General features: G+C 40.8%; 27 protein-coding genes. 12 read left to right on the top strand and 15 right to left on the bottom strand.

Features of this window, described 5'->3' with window-relative positions; genetic code table 11:
• Positions 1 to 356 precede the first annotated feature (356 nt).
• The 4 genes from FD725_RS05240 to FD725_RS05225 form a co-directional block, all read right to left on the bottom strand.
• Positions 357 to 572 (bottom strand): NAD(P)H-quinone oxidoreductase subunit O, encoded by a 216-nt coding sequence (locus FD725_RS05240; protein WP_179047146.1) that lies wholly within the window; start codon positions 570 to 572, stop codon positions 357 to 359.
• A gap of 85 nt (positions 573 to 657) precedes the next feature.
• The gene (locus FD725_RS05235; RefSeq protein ID WP_179047145.1) at positions 658 to 1548 is read right to left on the bottom strand and encodes a DNA-formamidopyrimidine glycosylase; all 891 of its coding nucleotides are present in this window, start codon (positions 1546 to 1548) and stop codon (positions 658 to 660) included.
• A gap of 196 nt (positions 1549 to 1744) precedes the next feature.
• Positions 1745 to 1954, bottom strand: coding sequence for a photosystem I reaction center subunit IV (locus tag FD725_RS05230; protein ID WP_179047144.1), 210 nt, complete (start codon positions 1952 to 1954; stop codon positions 1745 to 1747).
• A 427-nt stretch (positions 1955 to 2381) separates the two neighbouring features.
• Positions 2382 to 2966 carry a PAP/fibrillin family protein gene (locus FD725_RS05225; protein ID WP_179047143.1) on the bottom strand — a complete coding sequence of 195 codons (585 nt, stop codon included), beginning with the start codon at positions 2964 to 2966 and terminating at the stop codon, positions 2382 to 2384.
• Positions 2967 to 3186: 220 nt separating this feature from the next.
• On the opposite strand from FD725_RS05225, the gene FD725_RS05220 reads away from it, so the two are divergent.
• From FD725_RS05220 to FD725_RS05205, 4 genes are all read left to right on the top strand, one after another.
• Entirely contained in the window at positions 3187 to 3423 is a 237-nt protein-coding gene (locus FD725_RS05220) for a DUF3134 domain-containing protein (protein ID WP_179047142.1), read from the top strand.
• 79 nt (positions 3424 to 3502) lie between these two features.
• Positions 3503 to 4606: a phospho-N-acetylmuramoyl-pentapeptide-transferase gene (gene mraY / locus FD725_RS05215; RefSeq protein WP_179047141.1), complete on the top strand. Its 1104-nt coding sequence runs from the start codon at positions 3503 to 3505 to the stop codon at positions 4604 to 4606.
• 87 nt (positions 4607 to 4693) lie between these two features.
• Positions 4694 to 5947, top strand: coding sequence for an ABC transporter substrate-binding protein (locus tag FD725_RS05210; protein ID WP_179047140.1), 1254 nt, complete (start codon positions 4694 to 4696; stop codon positions 5945 to 5947).
• 211 nt (positions 5948 to 6158) lie between these two features.
• Positions 6159 to 6350, top strand: coding sequence for a hypothetical protein (locus FD725_RS05205; RefSeq protein ID WP_218653156.1), 192 nt, complete (start codon positions 6159 to 6161; stop codon positions 6348 to 6350).
• Here the strand turns inward: FD725_RS05205 and FD725_RS05200 are convergent.
• Together FD725_RS05200 and FD725_RS05195 are read right to left on the bottom strand one after the other, a co-directional pair.
• Positions 6347 to 6799 carry a nuclear transport factor 2 family protein gene (locus FD725_RS05200; RefSeq protein WP_179047139.1) on the bottom strand — a complete coding sequence of 151 codons (453 nt, stop codon included), beginning with the start codon at positions 6797 to 6799 and terminating at the stop codon, positions 6347 to 6349. The genes FD725_RS05205 and FD725_RS05200 overlap by 4 nt on opposite strands.
• Positions 6800 to 6817: 18 nt before the next feature.
• Positions 6818 to 7030, bottom strand: a complete 213-nt coding sequence (locus tag FD725_RS05195; protein WP_179047138.1) for a hypothetical protein — start codon at positions 7028 to 7030, stop codon at positions 6818 to 6820.
• 105 nt (positions 7031 to 7135) lie between these two features.
• On the opposite strand from FD725_RS05195, the gene FD725_RS05190 reads away from it, so the two are divergent.
• The gene (locus FD725_RS05190) at positions 7136 to 7753 is read left to right on the top strand and encodes a TetR/AcrR family transcriptional regulator (RefSeq protein WP_179047137.1); all 618 of its coding nucleotides are present in this window, start codon (positions 7136 to 7138) and stop codon (positions 7751 to 7753) included.
• A 43-nt stretch (positions 7754 to 7796) separates the two neighbouring features.
• Positions 7797 to 9479 carry an RluA family pseudouridine synthase gene (locus FD725_RS05185; protein WP_179051429.1) on the top strand — a complete coding sequence of 561 codons (1683 nt, stop codon included), beginning with the start codon at positions 7797 to 7799 and terminating at the stop codon, positions 9477 to 9479.
• A 170-nt stretch (positions 9480 to 9649) separates the two neighbouring features.
• Here FD725_RS05185 and FD725_RS05180 read toward each other — a convergent pair whose 3' ends face one another.
• Both FD725_RS05180 and FD725_RS05175 read right to left on the bottom strand, forming a co-directional pair.
• Complete coding sequence (locus FD725_RS05180) at positions 9650 to 10135, bottom strand: hypothetical protein (RefSeq protein ID WP_179047136.1); 486 nt, start codon at positions 10133 to 10135, stop codon at positions 9650 to 9652.
• Positions 10136 to 10340: 205 nt separating this feature from the next.
• Complete coding sequence (locus FD725_RS05175; RefSeq protein ID WP_179047135.1) at positions 10341 to 13160, bottom strand: COR domain-containing protein; 2820 nt, start codon at positions 13158 to 13160, stop codon at positions 10341 to 10343.
• Between the two features lie 441 nt (positions 13161 to 13601).
• Here FD725_RS05175 and FD725_RS05170 point away from each other — a divergent pair, with 441 nt between their 5' ends.
• Positions 13602 to 15023, top strand: a complete 1422-nt coding sequence (locus FD725_RS05170) for an NAD(P)/FAD-dependent oxidoreductase (protein ID WP_179047134.1) — start codon at positions 13602 to 13604, stop codon at positions 15021 to 15023.
• A gap of 268 nt (positions 15024 to 15291) precedes the next feature.
• Here the strand turns inward: FD725_RS05170 and FD725_RS05165 are convergent, their stop codons facing one another.
• The gene (locus FD725_RS05165; protein ID WP_179047133.1) at positions 15292 to 15468 is read right to left on the bottom strand and encodes a helix-turn-helix domain-containing protein; all 177 of its coding nucleotides are present in this window, start codon (positions 15466 to 15468) and stop codon (positions 15292 to 15294) included.
• Positions 15469 to 15682: 214 nt separating this feature from the next.
• Between FD725_RS05165 and FD725_RS05160 the strand changes: the two genes are divergently transcribed.
• On the top strand, positions 15683 to 16264 hold the full coding sequence (locus tag FD725_RS05160) for a metalloregulator ArsR/SmtB family transcription factor (protein WP_179047132.1): 582 nt from the start codon (positions 15683 to 15685) through the stop codon (positions 16262 to 16264).
• A gap of 24 nt (positions 16265 to 16288) precedes the next feature.
• On the opposite strand, the gene FD725_RS05155 is transcribed toward FD725_RS05160, so the two are convergent.
• Together FD725_RS05155 and FD725_RS05150 are read right to left on the bottom strand one after the other, a co-directional pair.
• Positions 16289 to 17071 carry an ABC transporter ATP-binding protein gene (locus tag FD725_RS05155; protein ID WP_179047131.1) on the bottom strand — a complete coding sequence of 261 codons (783 nt, stop codon included), beginning with the start codon at positions 17069 to 17071 and terminating at the stop codon, positions 16289 to 16291.
• Positions 17061 to 18194: a branched-chain amino acid ABC transporter permease gene (locus tag FD725_RS05150; RefSeq protein ID WP_179047130.1), complete on the bottom strand. Its 1134-nt coding sequence runs from the start codon at positions 18192 to 18194 to the stop codon at positions 17061 to 17063. Before FD725_RS05150 ends, FD725_RS05155 begins: the two co-directional genes overlap by 11 nt.
• Positions 18195 to 18842: 648 nt before the next feature.
• On the opposite strand from FD725_RS05150, the gene FD725_RS05145 reads away from it, so the two are divergent.
• The 4 genes from FD725_RS05145 to FD725_RS05130 all read left to right on the top strand — a co-directional run bounded on the left by FD725_RS05145 (position 18843) and on the right by FD725_RS05130 (position 22288).
• Entirely contained in the window at positions 18843 to 19862 is a 1020-nt protein-coding gene (locus tag FD725_RS05145; RefSeq protein WP_256871855.1) for a transposase, read from the top strand.
• Positions 19863 to 19961: 99 nt separating this feature from the next.
• Positions 19962 to 20159 (top strand): hypothetical protein, encoded by a 198-nt coding sequence (locus FD725_RS05140; protein ID WP_179047128.1) that lies wholly within the window; start codon positions 19962 to 19964, stop codon positions 20157 to 20159.
• A 180-nt stretch (positions 20160 to 20339) separates the two neighbouring features.
• The gene (locus FD725_RS05135) at positions 20340 to 20597 is read left to right on the top strand and encodes a cytotoxic translational repressor of toxin-antitoxin stability system (RefSeq protein WP_179051428.1); all 258 of its coding nucleotides are present in this window, start codon (positions 20340 to 20342) and stop codon (positions 20595 to 20597) included.
• Between the two features lie 104 nt (positions 20598 to 20701).
• A complete protein-coding gene (locus tag FD725_RS05130; RefSeq protein ID WP_179047127.1) occupies positions 20702 to 22288 on the top strand; it encodes a glucose-6-phosphate isomerase in 1587 nt (528 codons plus the stop codon).
• Between the two features lie 194 nt (positions 22289 to 22482).
• Here FD725_RS05130 and FD725_RS05125 read toward each other — a convergent pair whose 3' ends face one another.
• The 4 genes from FD725_RS05125 to FD725_RS05110 are packed head-to-tail and all read right to left on the bottom strand — an operon-like array spanning position 22483 to position 26523.
• Positions 22483 to 23085: a CPBP family intramembrane glutamic endopeptidase gene (locus FD725_RS05125; protein ID WP_179047126.1), complete on the bottom strand. Its 603-nt coding sequence runs from the start codon at positions 23083 to 23085 to the stop codon at positions 22483 to 22485.
• 1 nt (position 23086) lies between these two features.
• A complete protein-coding gene (locus tag FD725_RS05120; RefSeq protein ID WP_179047125.1) occupies positions 23087 to 25390 on the bottom strand; it encodes a CHAT domain-containing protein in 2304 nt (767 codons plus the stop codon).
• Positions 25391 to 25399: 9 nt separating this feature from the next.
• Entirely contained in the window at positions 25400 to 25960 is a 561-nt protein-coding gene (locus tag FD725_RS05115; protein ID WP_179047124.1) for a DUF1822 family protein, read from the bottom strand.
• 23 nt (positions 25961 to 25983) lie between these two features.
• Positions 25984 to 26523, bottom strand: coding sequence for a hypothetical protein (locus tag FD725_RS05110; protein ID WP_179047123.1), 540 nt, complete (start codon positions 26521 to 26523; stop codon positions 25984 to 25986).
• Between the last annotated feature and the right edge of the window lie 88 nt (positions 26524 to 26611).

The following is a 26611-nucleotide window of genomic DNA, read 5'->3' as shown; positions in this document are numbered from 1 at the left end:
TGAGTGCTGAGTCAATACAGTTCGGTTAGTGTCATTGCGAGCGTTCGCGTTAGCGTCTCGGAGAGAAGCGAAGCAATCCCAGAGACTTTGTGATTGCTTCGCTTCTCTCGCAATGACTGTAAATATTTTTGCTCATCTACCTAAAAACTTTATTTGTCTCTTTAACCGAAACGTATTGAGTGCTGAGTAAGAGAGTGAGGGAGTGCTCTAAAGCCCTTAGAGCATGGCTGCGCTTAGAGCAGTAGCGCGGCGATGAGCAGCGTGCTGAGTCATTAGTAGTGATTAATTATTCTCCCCTGCTCCCCTGCTCCCCTGCTCCCCTGCTTCTCTGCTTGCCTAGCCCCTAGCCTCTATCCTTATTTAAATGCTTCAATTTGATCTAAACGTAACCAAATATTTGGTGTGGGGACTTTTCCAAATTTCACTAGAGCGTAATCACCTTTAATATCGACAACTTCGCCTTGACTTTCAAATAAATAAGCAGGAAATCTTGTGTCGCTGGCTTTTGCTTCTAAACTATTTTCTAGTTTCTCACGGACGGCGCGAACCAATTCACCTTTTTTTACTGGCATAAGTCCCCTCTGAGGTTTTTACGTTGCTTCTTAGAGGATTTTAGCTTAATTGAGGATGGGGTATGGTTTTAGTCTCTCATATCTTTTAATGCTGGCACTGGGGGCAAAAATGACTGGATCTACCACCTAGTTTTATGCGCTGGATTATGTCACCACAGATTTTACAATTTTCTCCAGCACGATTGTAAACCCAGGCGACACCGCCGTAGTTACCGTTGATCCCGTTGACATTGAGGAAGTTACTAAAAGTTGTACCACCAGCTTGGATACTGGTTTCTAGTACTTGAATAATCGCGGTTCGCAACAGATCAACTTGCTTCGGTTGCACATCTGTGCATACAGTTTCTGGTAACACGCCACTTTTAAAGAGCGCTTCATCAGCATAGATGTTGCCTAATCCTGCCACAACTGACTGATCTAATAGTGCAGTCTTGATAGGACGACGGCGATTATGTAGTTTATTGGCTAAATATTCAACAGTGAATTCAGGTGAGAAGGGATCTACAGCCAGTTTACCTAAGCCAGTAATGACACTTTCTATGGCTACTCCAGGCGGAACCCACCACATTTGACCAAAGGTACGCTGATCAACAAACCGTAATTCCTGCTGTTCTGCCAAAAATAATCTGACTCGTGTATGTTTGTGTAAAGTTTCCTCTGGCTTTAACCATAATAATTGACCGGTCATTCGGAGATGTACTCCCAGCCAACCACCGGGGGGATGGGGGGATGGGGGGAGGGGGGAAAGAATTGTCCCCTTGTCCCCTTGTCCCCTTGCCAATTCTGCCAGGAGATATTTACCGCGACGATGCCAAGTACTAATCGTACTCCCGGTAATTCCATGAATAAATTCATCTACAGAAAAAGGGTGGGCGATGGTGCGGTTCAGCAACACATCTCCACCCGTAATTTTCCGGTTAACGGTTAATTGATTTAGTCCTCGTCGGACTGTTTCAACTTCTGGCAGTTCGGGCATTTAAACTGATTTAGCAAGCGATAGGAATGTTTTTTAGAGGTGAGAAAAGAGAATCAGTAAATACCCGCAGGGCTATTCTCGTACTGTAGAGTAGGCTGGGGTCAAGGATGAAAAACTATAATTTTATCCTTCGGACACTCTTTAAGCTTTCTCTTCATCATCCCATTAAATAATCCCTTTGAGCTTGGGCTAATGATTATTTAGCCTTAGCTTTAGGTGCTGCTACCTCTAGTAATTCATCGGGAGCAAAGTTGTTGGTGTTGATACCAGAGTAATTTACCTTATCAAAGCGGACAATTACTGAGTACTTGATACCACTTTGGTCAACAGATGCTACGGTTCCTGTATCTTGGAACCAGTAGGATTCTGGGCGGAGAATACGTACTTTAGAACCACGTTGAACCATGATTATCTTCCCTTTTAGTTATCAATCGCCAATTAATAGGGCTGTTTGATTTCACTCTACATCTTGCAGGGCATTACTAGAGGCTTTGTTAAGTTATTTGTCATTAGTTCAGTGGGAGAGAGTGCTGAGTGCTGTTAGCGGAAGCGGGGCGATGAGCCGCGTGCTGAGTGAGGGAGTGAGGGAGTGAGAGAGTGCTGAGTGAGGGAGTGAGGGAGTGAGGGAGTGCTGAGTGGTAACTAATGACTATTGACTAATGACTATTGACTAATGACTAATGACTATTGCCTATTGCCTATCCCCCATCCAATCTCTACCTTTAGTCACTGTTCCACTTTGGGTATCACACCTAATATAGTGTCACACCCTGCTTGACAAAGTTCCCATGATCGCGTAACTTCGTTCGCAAATACATTTTTTAAGAAACAGCTTATGTTTTGCTTAAAACAAACACGCTACCCTCGTTGCCCCTGCCGATACGCATATCGTTGTCTAGGTAGGTGATATCCAACCAACCTGTTTGTGTATCACTCTGAATCGGCACGTCGATCGCTGTAAATTTTTTGCCAGCCTCAATTTGTTGGATAAAATTTGCCGGTGAGGTGTAACCGATTAGTTTCTGTAAACCAACGATAGAACGTTGAAATTTTACTTGGACACGGCGCTCAGAAACTGGTGCAAATTTAGCTGCTACACTGACTAATCCTTCTAGATAAGGTAAGCCGTAAATCTCGGCTATGTTGTAGACGCTGGTGGTTTCTACTCGAATACACTGATAAATTTGACCAAGTTTATAGACGGGTACGCGATCTAAGTTTAAAAGAGCTTTGCTAGTGGTGTATAGTAGTCGCCAATTGCCCTCTAATAAGTTGGGAGCTTCTACTGGACGCGGTGTAGGATTGAGGTCTTCTAAAGTAGCGATCGCTGCCAAGATAGCCTGTTTCTGCTGTTGAGTCGCTAGTAAGCCGCGATTTGTCCCAGCGATCGCATCGAGTAAAGCTGTTTTTTTCAACATGATTTATTTCCTCAAAAAAAATCAAAATTACAATCAGATTAAGTAGCCGTGAAAATTACGCAAAATCCCTTTTTGATCGATTTATATCTATTAGATAAATTATTTTTGACAGCTTGCGGATTTATGAATCCGAGAGTTGAAGGAATAACTAAATTATCGCGTCTCAAGTGATAGACTGCTTAATGTCTAGTTACATAAGTCTTGTTGTGTATTTGTCGATATGTTGAATTCTCCTTTACGTGAAGAACCCCGCAACCAACGGGCAGCTGTCATCCCCCTAAAGCAAGAATCTTCTTTATTAGATTGGTTGCAAGCAAATAATCGTCTGATTGCGCGTGACGTTCATGAACCTGATTTTTCCGATGAGGAAGAAGAAATATCAGAGTTTCTGGGAGGAGAAGACGGTATTGACTATCTTGATGATGATGATGACGACATCACCATAGAAGAAGATTAGTCTTCTCAAAAGGGGACTTGATCAATATAATTCGTCCCTATTGTTCATTTTTATAAGTGTGGAGTGAAGGGAAACTGTTGTGGACGCTAAACTATCGCCTAACCAAGGATTAAATATTTCTGGTATCGGTCTTGCTTCTTCTCTAGCCATTGGGCTAGGTTTGGCAGCGATGTTTCTTGATTGGCTGGCAAATAGAACCCCCTGGCAGGGTATGTCACTTACTTTGCCACTTTTGCTATGTACGCTGATCTCGGCTGCTGTGGGCTATGTTGTCATACCTGTATTACAAGCACTCAAAACGGGGCAAATCATCCGCGAAGATGGCCCCCAAGCCCATTTAAAAAAGGCGGGTACACCTACGATGGGTGGGATATTTTTTATCCCGGTGGCGGTGATAGTGGCTTGTGTCTGGTCTAGTTTTGCTCCTGAAGTGCTAGCGGTTTCTGCTTTGACTCTTAGCTATGGGTTTATCGGCTGGATTGACGATTGGCAAATCCTCCGCCGCAAGTCGAATAAGGGTATATCCCCCCGGATGAAACTAGCATTGCAAATTGGTTTTGCTGTGGCTTTTTGTCTGTGGCTGGCGTTTAATCAACCCGCAAATATTACCAGTATTGCTTTACCTTGGGTGAGTTTTGCTCTACCTTTGGGTTTCTTGTTCTGGCCTCTAGCTGGCTTTGTCCTTGTGGCAGAGAGTAATGCAACTAATTTAACTGATGGTATCGATGGTTTGGCAGGTGGGACTGTAGCGATCGCTTTACTAGCGTTAGGTGCTATAGTTGCTCCTACTTCCCTGGGATTGATGGTTTTCTGTGCAGCGTTAAGCGGTAGCTGCTTGGGTTTCTTAGCCCACAACCGCAACCCAGCTAGGGTGTTCATGGGAGACACCGGTTCTCTAGCTTTGGGCGGCGCACTAGGCGCTGTGGCGTTGCTAACTAACAGTCTCGTAGCATTGTTTATCTTAAGTGGTATCTTCTTCGTCGAAACCTTGTCTGTGATGGCACAGGTTAGTTATTACAAAGCCACAAAAGGCCCCGATGGTAAAGGTAAGCGGTTGTTCAAAATGGCTCCTTTACACCATCACCTAGAATTATCTGGCTGGTCGGAATTAAAAGTTGTGGCAGTATTTTATTTAGTTGCCGCGATCTTGGCTACTCTGTGTTTAGCGATCGCTCCATTCTAGACTAAAATATTTGACAAAATTAGTCGAAAATGAAAAACAACCCCACATCTAGAGGAGGTTGTTTTTTTGTATCTCTTAGAGACATCTATGAAAAATAGCTTTTCTGTCAGACTGAGTGTCGCCATCTCTCATCACACAAAATTATTATTTATCTGTTCTCTGCTGCTGACAGCTTGTGTTAAAAATGGCGATGTTGCTGTAAATTCTGCGAATAATTCCCCAGCAACTACAGGTGCAGTTAATGATATTTCTATTGGTGTTGCCTTTGCTCAAACCAGCAATGTGGCATTACTTGGTCAAGAAGGAACTGATGGGATAAAAATTGCTGAAAAGTATTTTAATAACAAAGGTGGTGTTAATGGTAGACCGATTAAATTAATCTTTCAAGATACTGGTGGCGATGAAGTGGGTGCAATTAATGCCTTTCAAACTTTAATCAATCAAAATAAAGTTGTGGGTTTAATTGGCCCTACTCTATCACAACAAGCATTTAGCGCTGACCCTATAGCAGAACGCTATCAAGTTCCTGTTGTTGGGGCATCAAATACGGCTAAAGGTATTCCCGAAATTGGTGATTATATTGCTCGTGTTTCCTCATCTGTCAGTGTCGTTGCTCCTTATGCCATCAAAGCCGCACTACAACAAAATCCGCAACTAAAAAAAGTAGCAGTATTTTATGCTCAAAATGATGCCTTTAGTAAGTCGGAAACAGAAATTTTCCAGAAAACAATTAAAGATTTAAAATTAGATATAGTCACAATCCAAAAGTTTCAAACCACAGATACAGATTTTCAAACTCAAGTTAGTAGTGCGATTAATTTAAACCCGGATTTAGTTATCATTTCTGGGTTAGTTGTGGATGGAGGTAATTTAGTTAAACAATTACGAGAACTTGGTTACAAAGGTTTAATTGTGGGTGGTAATGGATTTAATTCATCTCATATATTTGCAGTGTGCAGAGCGCTTTGTGAGGGTGTAATTGTTGCCCAATCTTATAGTCCCGAATACAAGAGCGAAATTAACACGGTATTTCGTCAAGCCTATCTTGAGCAATATCGTAGAGAACCACCCCAAATCAGCGCTCAAGCTTTTTCTGCTTTACAGGTTTTTGTAGAAGCACTGCAATCTTTAGATAAGAAAAAACCAATTAAAGATTTGACTTTACCACAGTTGCGTACAGAATTGAATCAGGAGATACTCAAATTAACTTATCAAACTCCTCTAGGAGAAATTGCTTTCACACCCGTTGGCGATGTGATTCAAAAACAGTTTTATGTTGCTCGATTAAAGACGGAAGCAAACGGTGTTAATGGGAAATTTGATTTTTTAAATATCAAATAATTTGCCAGTAGAGACATTGCAATACAACGTCTCTAAATAATTTATGTGTATCATGATTAACCCTGCATTTCTCGCAAAATGGTAGGGGCGGGTTTACGAGATATTTGTGCATGATGGAAGCATATTTGTGAACCCGCCCCTACAGCCTCTGGACTTCGGTGTTATAAATTTCGTGATGTATCCGTTATCAGATTTGATTGACTGTGATTTGATGGCTGATAACTCATCTGTGAGTTATTGGTATGAAGGATATTGTTGGCAATCTGGTGATTTATTAAGATTGCCGCGTAATGATTTAATAGAGGCGATCGCTCATGGTTTAATGAAACATCTAGCGACCGATGCGCTTTATTCTCGTCAAGGAAAAATGTATGGTGTGTTGGTGGAATTACCACACCGTTAGTCTTCAATTGGAGGCGCAGAAGCTTCTGCAATACCGTAAGCTGACAAACGCTTCATTAAAGCTTCAACTCGATGTGTATCCAGGTAAGCATGGATGTATACAGCTTTACCCCACTGCATCTTGATGATGTGAACTCCTTCATTGACATACTCTGAACCATCTGCGGGTATGGCGCTATCAACCCACTCCACAGCAATTGTTGTGTCCCAAGGAACCCCGCTAACAACAATGTTTTTAATCTCAAATTCTAATTTGGGTGACAAACGATAAAGACGCTGAAACCACTGTCGCATTGCCTCAACACTATGACGAGTCCCGCCCAAGGCATGAGTGCCGCTAAAGGTATGAGTGATTGCCGGAGAAACACCTTGAAGAACTGATTCATAATCACCGTTGTTTAAATACTCAAAGGTTCTCTTGACAAACTGACGAACAATATAGGTATACATACTGGTGGCTCCTTGTGATTAAGCTTTTGTTTGGTGCTGAGATGAACTCAGAAGTTGTTTTATTTGCTGTCCTTTCCACATCCACAGTCCAGTCAGAGTTAAGACTGGAATAATCAATATCCGCATAAATAGGAGAAACTCAGCTTGATTCCGCCAGGGTGAATAAACAAAGGTTCCAATTGCCACAGAACTGATGAGATGAATCCATCGGATGAGTTTTCGTTCTTTCATGACTTGTATGTTTACACTGTCAACATTAATCTAGCACCTCATGTTTACAGTGTCAACATACTTGTTTTAGAATTTAGGCATCATGTATATACCAGATCACAACTGATGTCAGAACAAGAACCTTATCATCATGGAGATTTGCGTCAAACTCTGATTACCGCTACCTTAGAACTCATTTCTGAGAAGACTGTTGCCGGGGTTTCTCTGAGAGAGGTAGCACGTCGAGTTGGTGTCTCCCATGCAGCGCCCTATCGCCACTTTGCAGATAAAGAGTCTCTGCTGGCAGCCGTAGCCAAAGATGGATTTGAAATGCTGCATCACAAATTGGCAGAGGCAATTCAAACCTCATCCACTGATCCTTTGCAGCAAATACAGGATATTGGAGTTGCATACATAACATTCGCCCTTGAGCATCCTTCCCACTATGATTTGATGTTTGGTGCTTATCGCTCGTCCTCCAATCAACAAAATCCTGAGTTGGAATATGCTGCCAGAGAAGTCTTCATGGTTCTTGTTGATGTGATTGCACGAGGGCAAGCGGTAGGGGTAATTCGGGCAGATGACTCTGAACAATTAGCCTTAACTGCTTGGGCATTGGTGCATGGTTGGTCAAAGCTGTGGATGGATGGTCAAATTCCCTTCTCTGCTACTCAATCCTTTGATCATTTCGCTGTCTTTGTCACCCAAATATTAGTTGAGGGACTAGCTAAAACAAAAACTTAGTGCTTACTTGTATAAAAATCATATCCCACCCCTTTTTCTCATGATGTCTCTGTCAGAGATTTTGCATCCGTTATCAGATTTTCTTGACTGTGATTTGATTGCTGATAACTCATCTGTTAGTTATTGGTATGAAGGATATTGTTGGCAATCTGGTGATTTATTAAGATTGCCGCGTACTGATTTAATAGAGGCGATCGCTCATGGTTTAATGCAACATTTAGCTTCAGATGCGCTTTATTCCTGTGAGGGTAAAATGTATGGTGTGTTGTTAGTGGAATTACCTACAGGTGAACAAAGGGTAATCAAAGCTTTTTCCGGTTTACTTAATGGTCAAAGTATAGTTGCAGGTTGGGTTCCCCCAATTCCAGGGAGAGAACAAGTTGCTTTAGCAGAAGCGCGGACTGTAGCTGAGTTGGATGTTATTAAAAAAGAACTGATTCACCTCAAGGAATTACCAGCAAGAAAACAGTATGAAAAATTCGCTGGTGAGTTTGAACAACAGTTGCAAATGATAAATGAACGTCACCGCGATCGCAAATACCAAAGGCAACAAAAACGTCAGCTACTAAATACACTCTCTCCCGCAGCCCTAGAACAACTGGATGAAGAAAGTCGTCAAGATGGGATGGAAAGACGGCGATTCAAGCAACAACGAGATGCTGTATTGCAACCATTAGAAACAGCGATCGCTTCAGCAAATCACCGCATCCAGGAACTCAAACAACAGCGTAAAGCCTTATCTCGGCAATTACAAGCACAACTCCACGCTGCTTATTCGCTGATGAATTTCCTTGGACAATCTGTATCATTACAACAATTAATGCCTGGTGGATCAATGCCTACAGGAACAGGTGACTGTTGCGCCCCCAAATTATTACATTATGCAGCGACACATCAACTCAAACCTCTAGCAATGGCCGAGTTTTGGTGGGGGACATCTCTAGGAGACAAAATCCAGGGCGAATTTTATGGCGCTTGTGCTGAACGTTGTCAGCCGTTGATGGGGTTTTTGTTGTCGGGTTTAAGACCTAACCCCCCAGCCCCCTTCCCTGCAAGGGAAGGGGGAGTCAAAAGCCCCTCTCCTACAAGGAGAGGGGTTGGGGGTGAGGTAAAGATTATTTATCAGGATGAATGGATAATTGCTGTCAACAAACCGGCTGGACTGTTATCAGTTCCAGGGCGTTATTTAGAAACTCAGGATAGTGTTCTTAGCCGCTTGAGTTATCAGTTCTCTGGAGTGACTGCTGTGCATCGCTTGGATCAAGACACATCTGGTATTCTGTTACTAGCAGGCGATCGCCAAACTCATCATCAATTAAGCCAGCAATTTCAACAACGACAAGTCCATAAGGTTTATGAAGCCATACTCGCTAGTGTTCTCACCCAAGAACAAGGTGTCATAGACTTGCCATTATGGGGAAATCCAGAGAATCGTCCCTATCAACAAGTTGACTGGCAACGTGGTAAACCCAGCATTACCCACTTTCGCATCATAGCTAGAGAGGGGGACTACACCCGTGTAGAATTTGTACCGTTGACCGGACGTACCCATCAACTGAGAGTTCATGCTGCGGATAGGGCAGGATTGGGAGTGGTAATATTAGGCGATCGCTTGTATGGGTGTAGTGCTGGAGTCATGCGTTTACATTTACACGCCAGAGAACTGAGTTTCACCCATCCCCACACAGGAAAAACTCTTCATTTACAGACACAAACACCGTTTTAACAGTTATCAGTAAAGAATGATTTACGCCGTGACTCACATCTTGCATCTAGACCTAGCGATTAGAAATCGCGGACTAACGTAAAACCAAGCCTTTAACCCGCGTAGGCGGGTTTTGTCTGTGTAGCCGCGACTTCTAGTCGCCTGGTGCAAGATATGATGTGATAACCGTTTTAAGAGGGTTTTTTATACAATTGAACAAGTGTTGTCACCTGTGGCTGACTGGGATTACTCAAATTTAATTTATAAAAAGTTCTGAATACCTCTTCATCGTTATCGCCTTTAACTATAACTATATACTTAGCTTCTTGAGAAGCAAGTTTTTCTACTTTTTCAATCTGCTTATCTTGAATAAAGTTCAATAGAGTTAATCTTTGATTAGGTTGCTGATTAGTTCCTAACAAACAAAATACCCGTGTAGAATCAGGAAATCTCAGCACTTGCAAAAAGTATTTTTGATTATTTGCCTTAAAGCTAGAAGTAAAATATACAGTTCCCCGATTTTCTGGAGGAATTTTGCTGATAGTTTCTGGCTTTCTTAGATACAAGCGGCAATTTCTATCAATAATTGGTTCCCCTGCAACAACTGTCGCCATATTGACAGTGACAAAACTTAAACCTGTTAGACTTAAAGCCACTAAATTTGCACGACTAAGCATATATACAAATCCTTAATTAACCCTTTTTTACTTACAACTAAAAACCTGAAAATTGATATATCCTATTCATTCTGATAATTCACAAGCGCTCAGGATGATGTACAACATTTATAATGACAAATTTCTCTGTGTTTTTGTGCCTTTGTGGTAAAGAAGTATATTTAACTACAGAGACACAAAGACACGAAGTTAAGATATGAAATATTTAACTATTGACTGCTACTTTAATTTTCTTACATATATTAACTAATGCCTCATCTAATTCTGATTCACTGAGCTTCTTTAAAGGATTTTTCGGCTCGTGTGCTGCCTGATACTCGGCAATTTCAGTTTCTTCGTAAGAGCTAAAACTTAAAGGTATCCAAATAATTGTCAGTCCTTCTGCTTCAGCCGCATTCAACAAAGGTGGTAATTCATTATCAGCAATAAAATCTGATGCTAAAAAGTTTGGGCTGACCATTAAAACTGCCACTTTTGCTGCTGCTAAAGCATCTTTAATCTCTATACGCCACTTAGCACCAGGTTTGATTTTTGTATCATCCCAGGCTACTAATGTTTGGTTGCGAATCATAGGTTTTAAGTGCGTCTGTAGTTTAGTCAGCCACTCTTGATCTTGATGGCTATAGCTGATAAAAACTTGATTTCTAGTCATAGGTTTAAATGTGCTTTGTATATCTTGATTTGTTGTTAAAACATCGTCAATTAATCTAAGTACATCTACCATCAGAAAGCTTTTTTGGCATTGTATTTGATAATTCTTAACATTCAAAGAATTATGTAACACGTCCAAGGGATAGGCATGAGGTACTTGACTATCCTTACATTCTTCACAGTTACAGGGAACAAGTTCTTTATATTGCAGGCGTTCGTAAGAATTGTGAATTTTTTCTAGTTCATGCCTAATGATTGCTAGCAATTCCTGCTTACGATTTCCGGCAACACGAATTTTAATTTCTCTTTGATGATAATGTTCAATTACTTCTGCACGGCTGTTGTCTTTGTTGAGAACAACACCAGTTTTCCAAACAAGAGTTTGTTGTTCAATAAAACGGTGTGTCTCTACGATGAAGCGGCTTAAAATACCCTTGGGCATAAATTCATAACTGTAGCGCAGAATCAGGTTATCAGAATCATCCCAGTTATATTCAGGTTGATTTGCAGAGAGTAATTGAGGTGCGATATAAGTACCAGGACAACTGGGAATTTCATAGCATAGTTTAAATTTCATCATTAATTGCAACAATTCTGGGAGCATATTGGCATATTTGTTATCACGCCAAATATTTGCTAAATCATTGCGTGTGAATTGACCATTGTTTTGAATAACTTGTGGGTTATCTAATACTTTGTAAACTGCATCTGTTCCCCAAGTTGGTTTGAGAATTACAGTTTTTCTGAGTAAGTCATCATCTTGAAAATGTAAGCATACGCCTAAATCGTGAAGATATCCGCTAAGTTGGAGTTTATCCTCCTGATTAGTAAAACCATGTTTTTGGCAAATATCTAGATATTCTTCCAAACCAATATATTCATGTTTATCAAGCTCTAAAGCTTCTCGTACTTTAATCCAATTTTTAGGTAGTTCTACACCTACATGAGGTAGGTTGCTAATATAATATTTAATTTTGTTCAGGATTTCTTGTAAGCCACGATTTGTCGCAAAGTTTGTAGATAGTGTTTCTTTAAAGTTGGTAAAATTAGCTTTTAAATTTCTCTCATTTATATCTCGTTTACGATCTTGCTTTTCATTTTTGATAATTAATATAGGACTATTATCACTTAGTAATTCTACAACATTCAGCCAATAGTAAAAATCTGTGTCTTCTTTACGAGTATCTGCGACCACAACATAAAGTGAGCGTTTAGTGAGAAAAAACTGGTGAGTAGAGTGGTAAATTTCTTGTCCTCCAAAGTCCCATATATTAATCTGAAATTCCCTATCTTTATCTAGTGGAAATTTCCATTGAATAACATCAATACCCTCGGTAGATTTTTCATCTGCTTGTAGTTGATAATTTGTGTTTTGAATTTTTTGAGCTAGGGTAGTTTTACCTGCACCACCTTCTCCTATGATGAGTAACTTTGCTTCGTAGATGTGATCAGTTTCTTGTTCTAGCTGTTGTCTGTAAAAGTTCAAAATTGCTTTTAACCCATCTTTAAGTATTTCTGGTGGAGGTGATTCAAGCGGATTACTTTTGAGATTGAGCGATTTCAGTTTGGTGAGTTGTCCAATTTCCGGTGGCAGACTGCTCAGTTTATTACTGTTGAGGTCGAGCGATCGCAGGTTGGTGAGTTGTCCAATTTCCGGTGGCAGACTGCTCAGTTTATTACCGTTGAGGTCGAGCGATCGCAGGTTGGTGAGTTGGACAATTTCCGGTGGCAGACTGCTCAGTTTATTACTGTTGAGGTTGAGCGATCGCAGGTTGGTGAGTTGGACAATTTCCGGTGGCAGACTGCTCAGTTTATTACTTCTGAGATTGAGCGATTGCAGGTTGGTGAGTTGGACAATTTCCGGTGGCAGACTGCTCAGTTGATTACTACTGAGGTAGAGCGATTGCAGCTTGGTGAGTTGAACAATTTCCAGTGGCAGACTGCTCAGTGGATTGCTACTGAGGTAGAGCGATTGCAGGTTGGTGAGTTGTCCAAATTCTGGTGGTAGACTGCTCAGTTGATTACTGCTGAGGTAGAGCGATTGCAAGTTGGTGAGTTGTCCAAATTCTGGTGGCAGAGTCCTCAGTTGATTGCTTCTGAGGTCGAGCGATTGCAGGTTGGTGAGTTGTCCAAATTCTGGTGGTAGACTGCTCAGTTGATTACTTCTGAGGTCGAGCGATTGCAGGTTGGTGAGTTGTCCAAATTCTGGTAGCAGACTACTCAGTTGATTGAAACGGAGGTCGAGCGATCGCATCTGACTAAGTTGTCCAATTTCCGGCGGCAACGTTGTTAACTCTTTATTAGAAAGGTCTAACTCTGTCACGTTATCTCTGGCAGCTTGTTCGATAATTTGCAGCAGTTCTTGGTTACTCATGAGCAGGATTATTTGGCGATCGCACCAGTAAAATCAAGTTAATTAATAATTTAACCTGTATAAACAGTTGCATCTGACGTAGTTATACTTCCGAAAGCTAAGTTTTGTGTAAAAAGTGCGATTTTTCAAGCTCAGAACACCATCATTTGACTTCTGAACACGAAAGCTTGAGTTAAAAGTGCGATTCTTCAAGCTCAAAACACCATCATTTGACTTCTGAACACGAAAGTTTGTGTAAAAAGTGCGATTTTTCAAGCTCAGAACACCATCATTTGACTTCCGAAGGTGAAAGTTTGAGTTAAAAGTGCGATTCTTCAACCTCAGAACTCAACGCGAGAAGCTACAAGACGATAGAGCCAAGAACAAAATTCTTGATTAAGGCTGATCTCAACTTTAGATATTTAATTTATGCTGACTAAATGCCCTATTTTCTCTTAAGCTATGTCATTTGATATTTATGATGTTGTGATAGTCGGTGCTGGGCCTGTTGGATTGGCAACTGCTCTTGGCTTACGCAAGCGGGGAATTGAAAATATTTTGGTATTAGATCAAACTCGTGCTTTTCGTCAGGTTGGTCAAGTTTTGGATCTTTTACCTAATGGGTTAAAATCTCTCAAATATATAGATACTGATGCCTATGCAGCAGTGAAAAATGCTGCTTTTGATTTTTTCAATTCTCAACAATTAATTAGTCAAGAAAAAAAGACTCCTCAATGGTCTTTTAAAAACTTGCAAGGAGAAACAATTCGCTCTATTTCTCTGAGTTTTGATGAATGGTTGCAAGATTATGGTGAAGGTCGAGTGTCAATTCCTTGGTATGTTTTGCAAACCACTTTAAGACAGCAACTTCCTGAAGATAGAGTGAAAGCAAATCACCGTTGTATTCATGTTGTCGATGAGCCAGAGAATGAATGTGTCAGGATTGATTGTGTATCTGACACATCGATAGCAGCGAATCCCTATGCCTACTGGAATGAGGAAAAAGGGCAAAATTCCGAAAATGTTTCTCCGCAAACAGTGACAAAATCTTTCCGCGCTAAACTAATTGTTGCCGCAGATGGGATTAATTCTACTATGCGCCGAGTAATTTACCAAGATAGCCCATATCAAGATTTTGCTCAACCAGAATATTCTGGATATGCAGCTATATCTTGTCGGCAAATAGTCGATATTCCTCATGAATTGCAAGTAGAAATTGCTGATAAATTTTTACAAAACTCTCCCATTATTACTATCTGTCATGATGAATCTTCTAAAAACTCTGTGGGTGATGTAGAAGATACCAGAATGATGTTATTCCGTAATGCAAGTGGTGAATATGGATATCTGATACATCTGGCTGTAAGTTTAGCATCACTACAAAATCAGTCGGGAAATTCATTAATTGAAATAGCTTTGCAAGCATTGGAGAAAGCAGGATTTGCTAATGCACTCAAGCAGCTAGTGCATTTATCTCCCCCTCATAATATGCAGCAGCGTCCCTATTACATTCACCGGGTAAATATTGCCGATGATGAATCTCAGCAAATTCAACCTCCTTGGAGTGTAGGTAGAGTTGTCTTAGCCGGTGATGCAGCACATGGAATGCCTCCATTTATGGCACAAGGAGCTAATCAAGGATTGGAAGATGCGATCGCTCTAGTTACAGTAATTGCTAAAATTGCCAAGGAGCATAACTGGGACGACAAACCAGCCATAATAAGAGCCTTCCAGAAATATGAGTCACTGCGTCGTCCATTAATGGCTTATGTACAACAGGCAACCTTAGAACGATATCCCTATTCTTCACATCAAGACTGGCGGCATTATAGTCAACAGGTATACAGACGCGATTTTGACCAAATTCTCGCAGCGTTATTGTGAAATTGCTAGTCATAATTAAGTCAACTCACGTCTTGCATCCAGCCCTAGCGATTAGACATCGCGGCGATACCAACCAAGTCCGTGAAGGCTGACTAACGTAAAATCAAGCTTTTAACTCGCGTAGGCGGGTTTTGTCTGTGTAGCTGCGACTTCTAGTCGCTTGGTGCAACATATGAGTCAACTTCACTCAACACTAATGACCAATGACTATTGACTATTGACTATTGACTATTGACTATTGACTATTGACCAATGACCAATGACCAACTCAGTAGAGTTTTCTGGTTCTAGCTTGGTAGTCTAACAAAGCACCCTGACTAATTACCGTCCGTCCATTACTCCTGTGAGTGGGAATTTGTCCTTTTTGCAGAGCCATATACAGAGAGCTTTGATCCATCCCCAAAAATCGAGCAGCTTGGACAAGCGAAGTACCTTGTCTAGGCATACTCTGATTTCTTCTTCTACGGTGCGATAGAAATTTCAACATATCAAAATGTAAAGAACAACTTAAGAAAACTCAACTTTTCTCACAACAAATCGCAAAATTAACATTAATTCACAATTAAACCAAGCAGAGCTTGTGCTGCATCAGACGAAGGCAGCATCGGTAATTCGATCCAGCTCTAATTAGATTGAGATCGAATCGATTATAACAAATTATGAACAAAGAACAATTTCAGACCCTACTGCAATTTTTCAAAGCATTGGCTGACGAAAGCCGATTGAAGATTTTAGGGATTTTAGCAAATCAGGAGTGCAGCGTCGAAGAATTGGCGGTACTTATGCAACTCAAAGAACCTACTGTTTCTCATCATCTGGCAAAACTGAGAGAACTAAACTTAGTGACAATGCGTCCAGAGGGTAATAGCCGGATATATCAACTAGACAGTGAAGTCTTACAAACTATGAGTAAGGAAATTTTGACTCCAGAGAGAATAGCTTCTTTAGTAGACGATGTAGATACTGAAGCTTGGGAAAGTAAGGTGTTACAAAATTATCTGGAAATAGAACCCGGTACTACAGAAGGAATTCAGCGACTTAAAGAAATTCCGGCCAGCCGTAAAAAACGTTTGGTCATTCTCAAGTGGTTAGCTAGTAAATTTGAGTGGGAAATCAAATATCCCGAACGTGAAGTTAACAACATCCTCAAGCGCTACCATCCAGACTACGCCACACTAAGACGCGAGTTGATTGGTTATCAGTTAATGCAACGAGAGGATGGAGTTTATTGGCGAATATAGAGGTTAGGGGCTAGCCTCTAGCCTTTATTTCCCTAAATAAGCTTCTAAAACTTGGGAATTACTTTGAATTTCTGGTGGTGTACCATCGGCTAGATTCTGTCCTTCAGCTAGTACCCACACGCGATCGCACAAAGACATGATCACGTCCATGTTATGTTCAATAATTAAGAAAGTCATGCCTTCTTGGCGATTCCAAGTAATAATGCGATCGCAAATATCATCAATTAATCTGGGGTTCACGCCGGCGGCTGGTTCATCCAGCAAAATCAACTTGGGGTTCGTCATCAAAGCCCTACCCATTTCTAGCAGCTTGCGTTGTCCACCAGATAAACCACCAGCATATTCATGAGCTTTTTGTGCCAAACCCACAGACTCTAACAAAAACATCGCGCGTTCTTGCAATTGCTTTTCTTCCTTAGCAACTACGTGCGGTTGTAACTGCACCTGCCAAAAATTCTCCCCAGTTTGTTTTTGGGCTGCCAGTAGCATATTTTCTAACACCGACAACCGCGATAAGGTGCGGGCTACCTGAAAAGTCCGCACCATTCCTTGTTGGGCAATTTGATGCGGTTGTAAGTGCTGAATGGGTTCGCCGTCAAAAACGACACGTCCTTTGTCTGGGCGGATGAAATTGGAAAGTAAATTAAATAAAGTAGTTTTACCAGCACCATTGGGGCCAATCAAGCCAGTAATGCTACCTTGAGCAACTTCGATTTTTGCCTCCTTCACAGCTTTGATCCCGCCGAAACTTTTACAAAGTCCGGTAGCTGCTAATAAAGGCACAGGGCATGACTGGTTATTTACCAAGGGTGAGTTCCTCCTTTTTCCCTAAGATACCTTGAGGTCGCCAAATCATCAGCACCATCAAAATTAGACCAATCACCATGATGCGAAATGCACCCAACCTGGCTTCATCAAGGGGGACGATTTTTGGTAAAACTTCGCGGGTAATCGCATCATAGGCAAAATAAATGACTGCGCCTAAAATTGTGCCGATGTTATTCCCAGAACCGCCGAGAATGACCATAATCCAAGAGTCAAAGGTCAGTTGGGGTTGGAAATTATCGGGGTAAATAGCGCTAATTTGCCAAGCGAAGAAAGCACCAGCCACTCCAGCGATCGCACCCCCTAGCATGAGAGATTGAAGTTTATACCAAAAAACATTTTTTCCCATAGCTTTGGGGATTTCTTCATCTTCACGGATAGCTTTGAGGACTCGACCCCAAGGCGATCGCACTAGATATTCCAAGCGCCAGAAGACAAAACCCAGAACTAGCAAAGATACTAGCATCAAACCTGCTTTGGGAATGTAATTGTACAGGGTAATCACACCAGAAATATAAATGGCTGTTGCCAACAATCCTAAAACAATTCCCACTCCCAAACGAGAAACAAACTCTTGCTGGCTACTAGATTTGTGCAGCGTATCAGTCACCCGCGACTTCTGCGCGCGACGAATCCACCCCCACAAAGAGAAAACAGTTACAGCAAATAGCAGCGTCAACAACCCAATCATTAAAAATCGCCAGAATAAATTTGGTTCTGTTGACAAAGGGATGGGATAACTTTGCACACCAAACGCCCCAGACACCCAAGCATCACCCACCGGTAATTCCTGATTATTCACCACCAACCGGATCAGTTCCCCTGTGCCAATCGTCACAATCGCTAGATAATCTTCCCTTAAACGCAAAGTCGCAAACCCAATCACCAACCCCAACAAAGCAGCGACAATTGCCCCCACAATAGCCGATATAAATAAAGGCACACCCTTGAGGCTTAACAACACCGTGGTGTAAGCACCCAAAGTCATAAAAGCAATATGACCAAAGTTAATTAACCCTGTAAAACCCCACTGTAAATTCAGTCCTAAACCAAACAGGGCGAAAACGGCTGTAGAAATTGCGAGAAAAATTAGGTATTCAATCATTGGTCAATAGTCAATAGTCATTAGTCAATAGTCATTAGTCAATAGTCATTAGTCAATAGTCATTAGTCAATAGTCATTAGTCATTAGTCATTAGTCATTAGTCATTAGTCAATAGTCATTAGTCAATAGTCATTAGTCAATAGTCATTAGTCAATAGTCATTAGTTAGCACTCTCCGACTTCCGACTTCCGACTTCCACTCAGCACTCCCTCACTCCCCAAATCAGTTACCAGTTAATAAACGTTCACTGTTCACTGTTTACTGTTCACTGTTCACTGTTTACACCCCTCACTCCCTCACTCCCTCACTCCCTCACTCCCCAATCCCCTATTCCCTGTCACCTGTCACCTATCACCTGTCACCTGTCACCTGTCATCTGTTCCCAATCCCCAATGTAGTCTATCTTGCGTGACTCATCAGAAAAATGGGTTTGAAACCCCGTGCTTCTAGCACGGCTTTACATGATACAATGGGATGAGTATTTAACTCACTCCAATGCAAACTATATCTGTTAAATGCAAGCTTCAAGTACCTGTAGAGTTGCGCTCTGAGATAGACCTTACCTTGCAAGGATTTGCTGACGCTTGTAACCAGATATATGAAACCGCAAAACGCGAGAACTGTTGGAATACGACTAAGCTTCACCACATGGTTTATAAGGCAGTACGTGAAGCAACGGGCTTGAAGGCAAACCATGTGTGCCAAGCAATTCGTCGCGTGATTGGTAACGCTAAGGCAGTTAAACAAGTCCACAAGTTCAGACCAACATCGTTGAATCTGGATATTCGGACTTTTCAATACCTGGAAGAACTGCAAACCGTTGGCGTTACATTGATGTGTGGTCGAGTTAAGTTCAAGTTGAGTATTGGTAACTACCAGTTGGCATTGCTCAAAGGGCAATCCCCAACGGCTGCTACCCTCAACAAGACGAAACAGGGTGACTACTACATCAATATCTGTGTTGATATTCCAACCCAGCCTACGGGCAAAACTCCCAAGGCTAGCACTGAGCGTAGCCGAAGTGTAATCGGGGTTGATTTGGGTAGGCGCGACATCGCCACTACTTCTAGGGGTGAATCGTGGAGTGGTAAACAGATTCAATTGGTTCGTGACCGATACAGTAAGGTCAGGGCGAACGTTCAAAGCAAACGCACTCGCAGTTCTAGGCGACTGATGAGAAGGCTTTCTGGCAGAGAACAACGCTTTCAAAAGTGGTTGAATCACAACATTTCTAAACAGCTTGTTCATGACGCAAAACAGGCAAACGCGACACTGGCTTTTGAAGATTTGACTAATATTAGAGAGTCGCTTAATCAAAAGCCAAGAAGCAAGACTGAACGCCGTAGAACTAATAATTGGGCGTTCTATCAACTGCGTTTGTTCGTCGGGTACAAGGCAAATATTGCTGGCGTTCCAGTGGTATTTGTTCCACCTGCTTATACTAGTCAAACTTGTTCGCGTTGCCATCACGTCCACCCAGTCAAGGGGAAGTCGTATCGCAACGGGAAGGTCTTTAAGTGTGGGCATTGTGGATTTGAGCATGATTCTGATATAAACGCGGCTAATAATATTGCTGCTTTGGGGGCTTGTGTAAGCAGTCCCGAAAGTCCGGGGATGAGCTGTCAATTGCAGGGGCAAATGTCTCTGTTTCCGGTATCTCAAATCTGAGGCTAAAGCCTCGTACCTTTAGGTCGAGGTAAGCTTACCGTTAACCAATGGTAATTTTTGGGAACAATACCATTGTGTTTTGGGCAATGTGAGTAGTGTATGAACTTACTGAGAATCAGAATTCATCATTTAATTGAACAATTGGGTGATGAAGAATTGGAGAGTGTTTGGCTGGATATCCATGCTTTGCACTGTGACTTTTATATGACAAAAGCAATACAACAAGTCAAGCGATCGCAGCAACCGTGGGATATCTTAACCCAAGAAGAAGCAATACGGATGTTGATGTTTGTTTAAAACAGAGTAGTGAGTGCTGAGTAGTGAGTGCTGTTAGCGGAAGCGGGGCGTTTAGCCCGTGCTGAGTGCTGAGTTGTGAGTAGTCATTAATTATTCTCCCCTGCCCCCCCTCCCTGCCTCCCCTGCTCCCCCTGCCTCCCCTGCTCCCCCTGCCTCCCCATCCCCCTTACGGTGACTCTAGTGACTCTGGAAATGCGCTATGCTAGGTCTTTTTTAGTAGACCTGAAAAGTTTAGAGCCTGCTGCCTATCAGCGAGTATATGATTTTGTGTTTTTTGATTTTGCCGAAAAGTGGCCTTTGCATTGTTTGCCGGAATTGAGACGACTGGATGATGAAGGAATTTTTCATCGCTTTACGATAGATAATTATTTAATTGGCATAGAAATTCGCGGTGAGATTGTAAAATTTCTTCGGGTCATACCTATGCCAGATGTTTAGAGTGAGGAATTTTTCAACACTTAAAACTGTATAAGACTGAGCAGGGGTGGCTCTAAGCTTACATTAAACTTGATGTGGAAAGACACTTTACTAGAGATATCCCTATGGATGCAAAGGCACTTTGGCAACGATACCAAGATTGGTTATATTTCCACGAGGGATTAGGACTGTATCTAGATGTAAGTCGGATGCGTTTTGATGATGCCTTCGTGGAGTCGTTGCGACCGAAGTTTGACAAAGCGTTTGCGGATATGGAACAGTTGGAGAAGGGCGCGATCGCTAATCCCGACGAAAACCGCATGGTGGGACATTACTGGCTGCGAAACCCAGATTTAGCACCCACTCCAGAACTTACACAAGAAATAGTCCAAACCCTAGAACAAATCGAAGCCTTTGCGGAAAAAATCCAAACAGGTGCTATTCATCCACCCAAAGCTAACCGCTATACAGATATTATTTCCATTGGCATTGGTGGTTCTGCCCTTGGCCCCCAATTCGTCGCTGAAGCCCTAGCACCAGAATTTCCTCCCCTCAAAATCCACTTTATCGACAATACTGATCCTACTGGCATAGACCGGATTTTAACTCACCTGCGCAATCATCTTGCCAGCACCCTGGTAATCGTCATCTCCAAATCTGGAGGTACACCAGAACCCCGCAATGGCATGATTGAAGTCAAAAAAGCCTACGCTGGACAAAATCTAGATTTTGCTCAATATGCAGTAGCTGTTACTAGTGTTGACAGCAACTTAGACAAAATCGCTAAATCCGAAGGTTGGCTGGCTAGATTCCCCATGTATGATTGGGTGGGTGGACGTACCTCAGAATTGTCTGCTGTCGGCTTGGTTCCCGCCGCATTACAAGGTATTGATGTTCGTGCCATGTTAGATGGTGCAAAAGAAATGGATGACGCTACCCGCATCCCCGATGTCAAGAAAAACCCGGCGGCTTTGTTGGCTTTATCTTGGTATTTTTCTGGCAATGGTAAGGGTGAAAAAGACATGGTTGTCTTACCCTACAAAGATAGCTTGCTGTTGTTTAGTCGTTATTTACAACAGCTGGTGATGGAATCTTTGGGTAAAGAAAAAGATTTAGACGGCAATGTGGTGCATCAAGGTATTGCTGTTTATGGTAACAAGGGTTCAACAGACCAACACGCTTACGTCCAGCAGTTGCGCGAAGGTGTACCGAATTTCTTTGCTACCTTAATTGAAGTTCTCGAAGATCGTCAGGGTATATCCCCAGAAATAGATCCCGGTGTGACTGCAGGGGATTATCTGTCTGGTTTTCTCCAAGGAACTCGCCAAGCCCTTTACGAAAATCAACGCGACTCAATTACAGTGACAATTCCCCAAGCTAATGCTCGCACAGTCGGTGCATTAATTGCTTTATATGAACGCGCTGTTGGGTTATACGCTAGCTTGGTTAACATTAACGCCTACCACCAACCAGGAGTAGAAGCTGGTAAAAAAGCTGCTGCTGTGATTCTGGATTTGCAAACCAAAGTTGTCGGGTTACTGCAAACTGAAAAAACACCCCTGACTCTAGAACAAATTGCTCAAAAATTAGATGCAGTTGATCAAATTGAAGCAATTTATAAGATTCTGCGTCATTTGCACGCCAATCAACGCGGTATCGTCTTCCAGGGAAGTCTAGCAGAACCCGGCAATTTGCAAGTCTCTCTTGGCTGATAGTTGAAGATTAAGGACTGTAGGGTGTATGAGTAGCGTCACCCTACACCAAAATATCCATTGGGTTTTTTAGATCATGTTGGGTGACGCAAAGCCTCCACTCAACCTACATTTCTGGAAATCTCTTAACCCGCGTAGGCGGGTTTTGCCTGTGTAGCTGCGACTTCCAGTCGCCTGCTGCAAAATATGAGTTTCTACAATAATCCAGTTTTCAGGGCAACTAGTCCCAGCAAAATATGACTAAGAGTAACACTATACAGATTTTTGAACCGAATGTAATGATATCCCCAAATAAAACCAATTATTAGCGTCAATAATACAGTTGTTAAATCCCAGTAAATAGCATGGACAAAGCTATACAAAATAGAAGAAATAGCAAGGAAATATTGAGAAAAACCTAACTTTGAGACAAGATGCAATAGATAACCTCTATATAAAAATTCTTGTATAGGTGCAGATATAAAGATAAAAAATAAATAAAAGTACCACTGGAGAGTAGAATTATCAACTCGTGTTCCCTGAAGAAAATAACGCAGTGTAATTAATACAATAAATCCTAATGTTATCGGTAATATATCTCTTAGCGCCGGTAATAGATTGTCATCAGCAAAACCTAGCTCTTGTAAATTTAGATTTTTGACCATAGCAGATAAGATTACTAAAATAAAAACTATTATTAGTAATAAAAATCGATAGCCAAATGGGATAAAACCAACCAGCATTGAAGCAACCGGAAAGATATATAATGCTCCAATAATTAATGTCACTTTAATTTTTTCATATCCTGATGCAGCCATTTTATATTTCTCTGACGTTATGATCAATTAAATAAATGATTAGCAGAAACAAAAAAATAAAAAAGGCAATTGCTCCTAACCAAGTAATAAAGATACTGTTACTACTAATTCCAAACATCTGATCAATGAGAGATATGCCACCCCAAATCCTCATAAGATTGGTAAGCACTACCACAGCAATCACAATCAGACTTAAAGTATGGCGATACTTTGGTATTTTCAGCTGAGTCATCGTCACAATGAGTGTCAGCACTAATAGAGCAAATAGAAATAAGTATAAAAGTCCAGTGAGATTCGTTAATTCTGTTTGTATATTAAATAATAATGTCTTTGTGTTGTGTATATAATACGAATAAAATGGTAACCAAAGTAACAGTCCTGTATCGCAGAGAGTTAAATAAATAATATATTTGTGCTTCTTGAATACTGATGTAGGTTCAAGTAAGTTTTGAATCAGTAAAGCAAATAGCTCTGCTCCACAAAAAAAGATCACGAAGTAACTAAAAGCATAAAACCAACGACTGATAGATAATTGACTCTGCCATAGTTGATATTTTAAGGTAAGTTTTAGAAAACTATTGTAGCTTTGATAGTTTTGCTTCTGGTTATTTTGAAGCTTAACACTAATAATTTTTTGTACAGATTCTTCAATATATTGCTTTTTTATTCTCAGATTACCTGCTGAATCAATTAATTTAGTAACATCCAATAAATCTTGATTAATAGTTTTTATTTCATTTGAGAAGACTTTCTGCTCTTGATTAAATGCCTCACCCAGGTCTTGTGAATGTACAAATACCATTGCATTCGGTTTTAACTCTAACAGCAATGGGGGATCAGCACTTAAATCTAAAGCCAAAGAAATACAACTAAGAACAAATACTACTGCGGTGAAACTCCAAAATATCTTGGCCTTTTGGCGAATTAGGCAAATTGCTCGGTATAGTCCATATAGTGAGATGCCAAGAAATAGAGATGGATAAATGACAATATGTGGATAAAGTTGAGCATAAAGCTTGAAAGTCTGGAAATTTCCAAACTCTAACCAAATGCTGAGTGGTAGTCCTATAACTGCTAATAGCAAGATGGCCAAAAGCAGAAATTCCCATTTTCTATCTAATCGACGCTCAGTAAACATCCCATCCCAGGTGAGCGATCGCGCTTCCGGATTCGCTACAATTACAGGTAGCCAACTTTTACCAGGATGTTTACCATCTTCGTCAAACTCTTGGCGCAAAAACTCACGCGCTGTACGCATGGAAGCAAATAGCGATTTACCTTTGACAAAAGCGGTGAGCAAATGTCTCAATAGCCTCCGAGCCAACAAAGATTCGACAGGCTCACGCATGACGATACAGTAAGGTAAAGATAGAGAAGTTAGTTGATTTGCTAAACCCAAACCATCACAAGAATTAAAAATAGCTAACTGTAACTTATCTCGAATTAGCTTTTCTAATTGAGTTGTGAGATCATCAATAGGAATCCTTTCACCAAGTTTGATTTCAATCCAACCAATTTTACCGTTCTGATCACTGCCACTATGACCAGCAAAGAAAAATATATGCCAACCTTTTGGTTCTTGCAACGCTTTTTCTAAAGCTTCTCGATTTGGTTGGTGCAAAAATTCAATTAGTCCCCCATATTTTTCTAAACTGGCAATTAGACTCTTTTCTTCATCTAAATCTAGTGTTTCATCTCCAAAAACTGCCAGAATTCTCACTCGTGCATCTAACAAAAGTGTTTGTTTTTGCTCTGGACGCTTGAAATTTGTGGCACTAATCGATACTTCCGTATGAGAGTGATTAATAAAAAATCTTTGGAGTACGTCCCATTCTTGCCAAGGTAGCGCTCTTAAATCTCTATTTTCAGTTTGAATAAAAACCTGGATCTCTTCTTTACCTGCATAGTAACTTTCTAGAACTTGCTTAATTTTAGGATCTTGATTGCCATCTTCATTAATCCATCCACTTTCATTCAGCCATTGATTTAATCCAGTCTTAAAATTATTCGCTATTTGCTCAAAGTTAATATTGCTATCATCACTTTCAACATGATTATTTTTGGCTAGAGGTTCTAACTTAATTCGCCTGACAGAAGCATCATGAAGATTAGGTGCAACATATTTTTGCCATTGACGCAATGAATTTATCAGATTTTTAGGTAAAAGAGATAAATAAGAACCAGAACCCAGTTCTTGCAACAGTCCCACATCATCATAAACTGTGAGTGTGACAGGTAAAGCTGCTACAGTGACACGTTCTAATTGGACGCAAGACCCAAATTTCAGGTATATTCTTTTCACCATGACAAACAGCTACCCTGGAAAATCTTCTTGAATAGTTTCATTTCCCAAAGTTAAGCCAACACTAAAGCGATCGCTCAATTCACAAGTAAATCTTTGACCATAAGTAATATCCAGTATATTACTTTGAGCATCCGCAGATTTTTCGAGAATAATTTCGCCAAATTCATCAAAGATGCTGGCTTTTAATCCTACAGGTAAATACCCCTTACCTGCGAGTGGACGAACTTGCAAAAATATTTGAATTTCTGTTGGACTTAATGAACCTATTGTGATTAGCAGTTCTACAGAATTATCCTGAAATTTAATTAGCTTGATACCTGTAGTAGATTGGGTACTTCTGACAGCTGGTTGTAATCCCTTTTGCCAAAGACTATCTAACCAAACCCTGTATAAATCTAATTCCAATGCTGCTGTTGCTGGCTCAGATTCTAGTTGTTCAGCAGACACCATCTTCACATCTAAAACTTTTATATCTAAGAGGTTATTTAATTCGCCAGCTTCAAAAAGAGCTAGAATTTCGTCCAGTTCATCTTGAGGGCCTTCAATAATAAAAGTTTTGCGTTTTGGCATAATGTTATGTCTCTAATATTGGTTTAATGCTCAATGACTCGACTAATTTTGCTGTGGTAGCCTCTATTTTTTAAGAAAGATTGAAGTTCATCAGCACTGATATCACTTTCAACTAACATCAGATTTACTTGTCTTGTCGATGTACAAGTTTGTGCTATTTTATAGCCACTTTTTTCTAAAAATTCAGTAATATTTTTCCAGGGTGGCATACGTTGATTTTCATTTGTCAAATTCATTAATCGCTTAATATATTTGTGTATGCGATTAGACATTTCCGAATTCAAGTTTTTTATCTGCCTTTCTATATCTTTACAAGCAGCTAATTCTTGCATAGTGGGAATTTTATGTTTGTAAAAATAGTAAGCAATCTCTCCTTTGCTATAGCGAGATAGCGAAAGACAGAGGTATTTAATTTCTTTATCAGATAGCTCTTGACTTTGTGGATAATACTCATACTTGAACTGTGTAAGTTGCCACAACAAGCGTTTAACATCTATTCCCGACCTTTTTTGAGCTTCTAAGCACTCTGGACAAAGGCTTGCGTCTGTATTTGGGTGACACATATTAGTATCAGAATATACTTTTTTATTATATTTATTGATATCACTGTCTATTCATCAACCAAAAATCAAGGGTTTCAGTAATTTTGAC

Origin of the sequence: Nostoc sp. TCL26-01 (assembly GCF_013393945.1) — a bacterium.
Classification (GTDB): domain Bacteria; phylum Cyanobacteriota; class Cyanobacteriia; order Cyanobacteriales; family Nostocaceae; genus Trichormus.
Note: the sequence above shows the minus strand (reverse complement) of the source record. Positions and strands in the feature narration are given on the sequence as shown.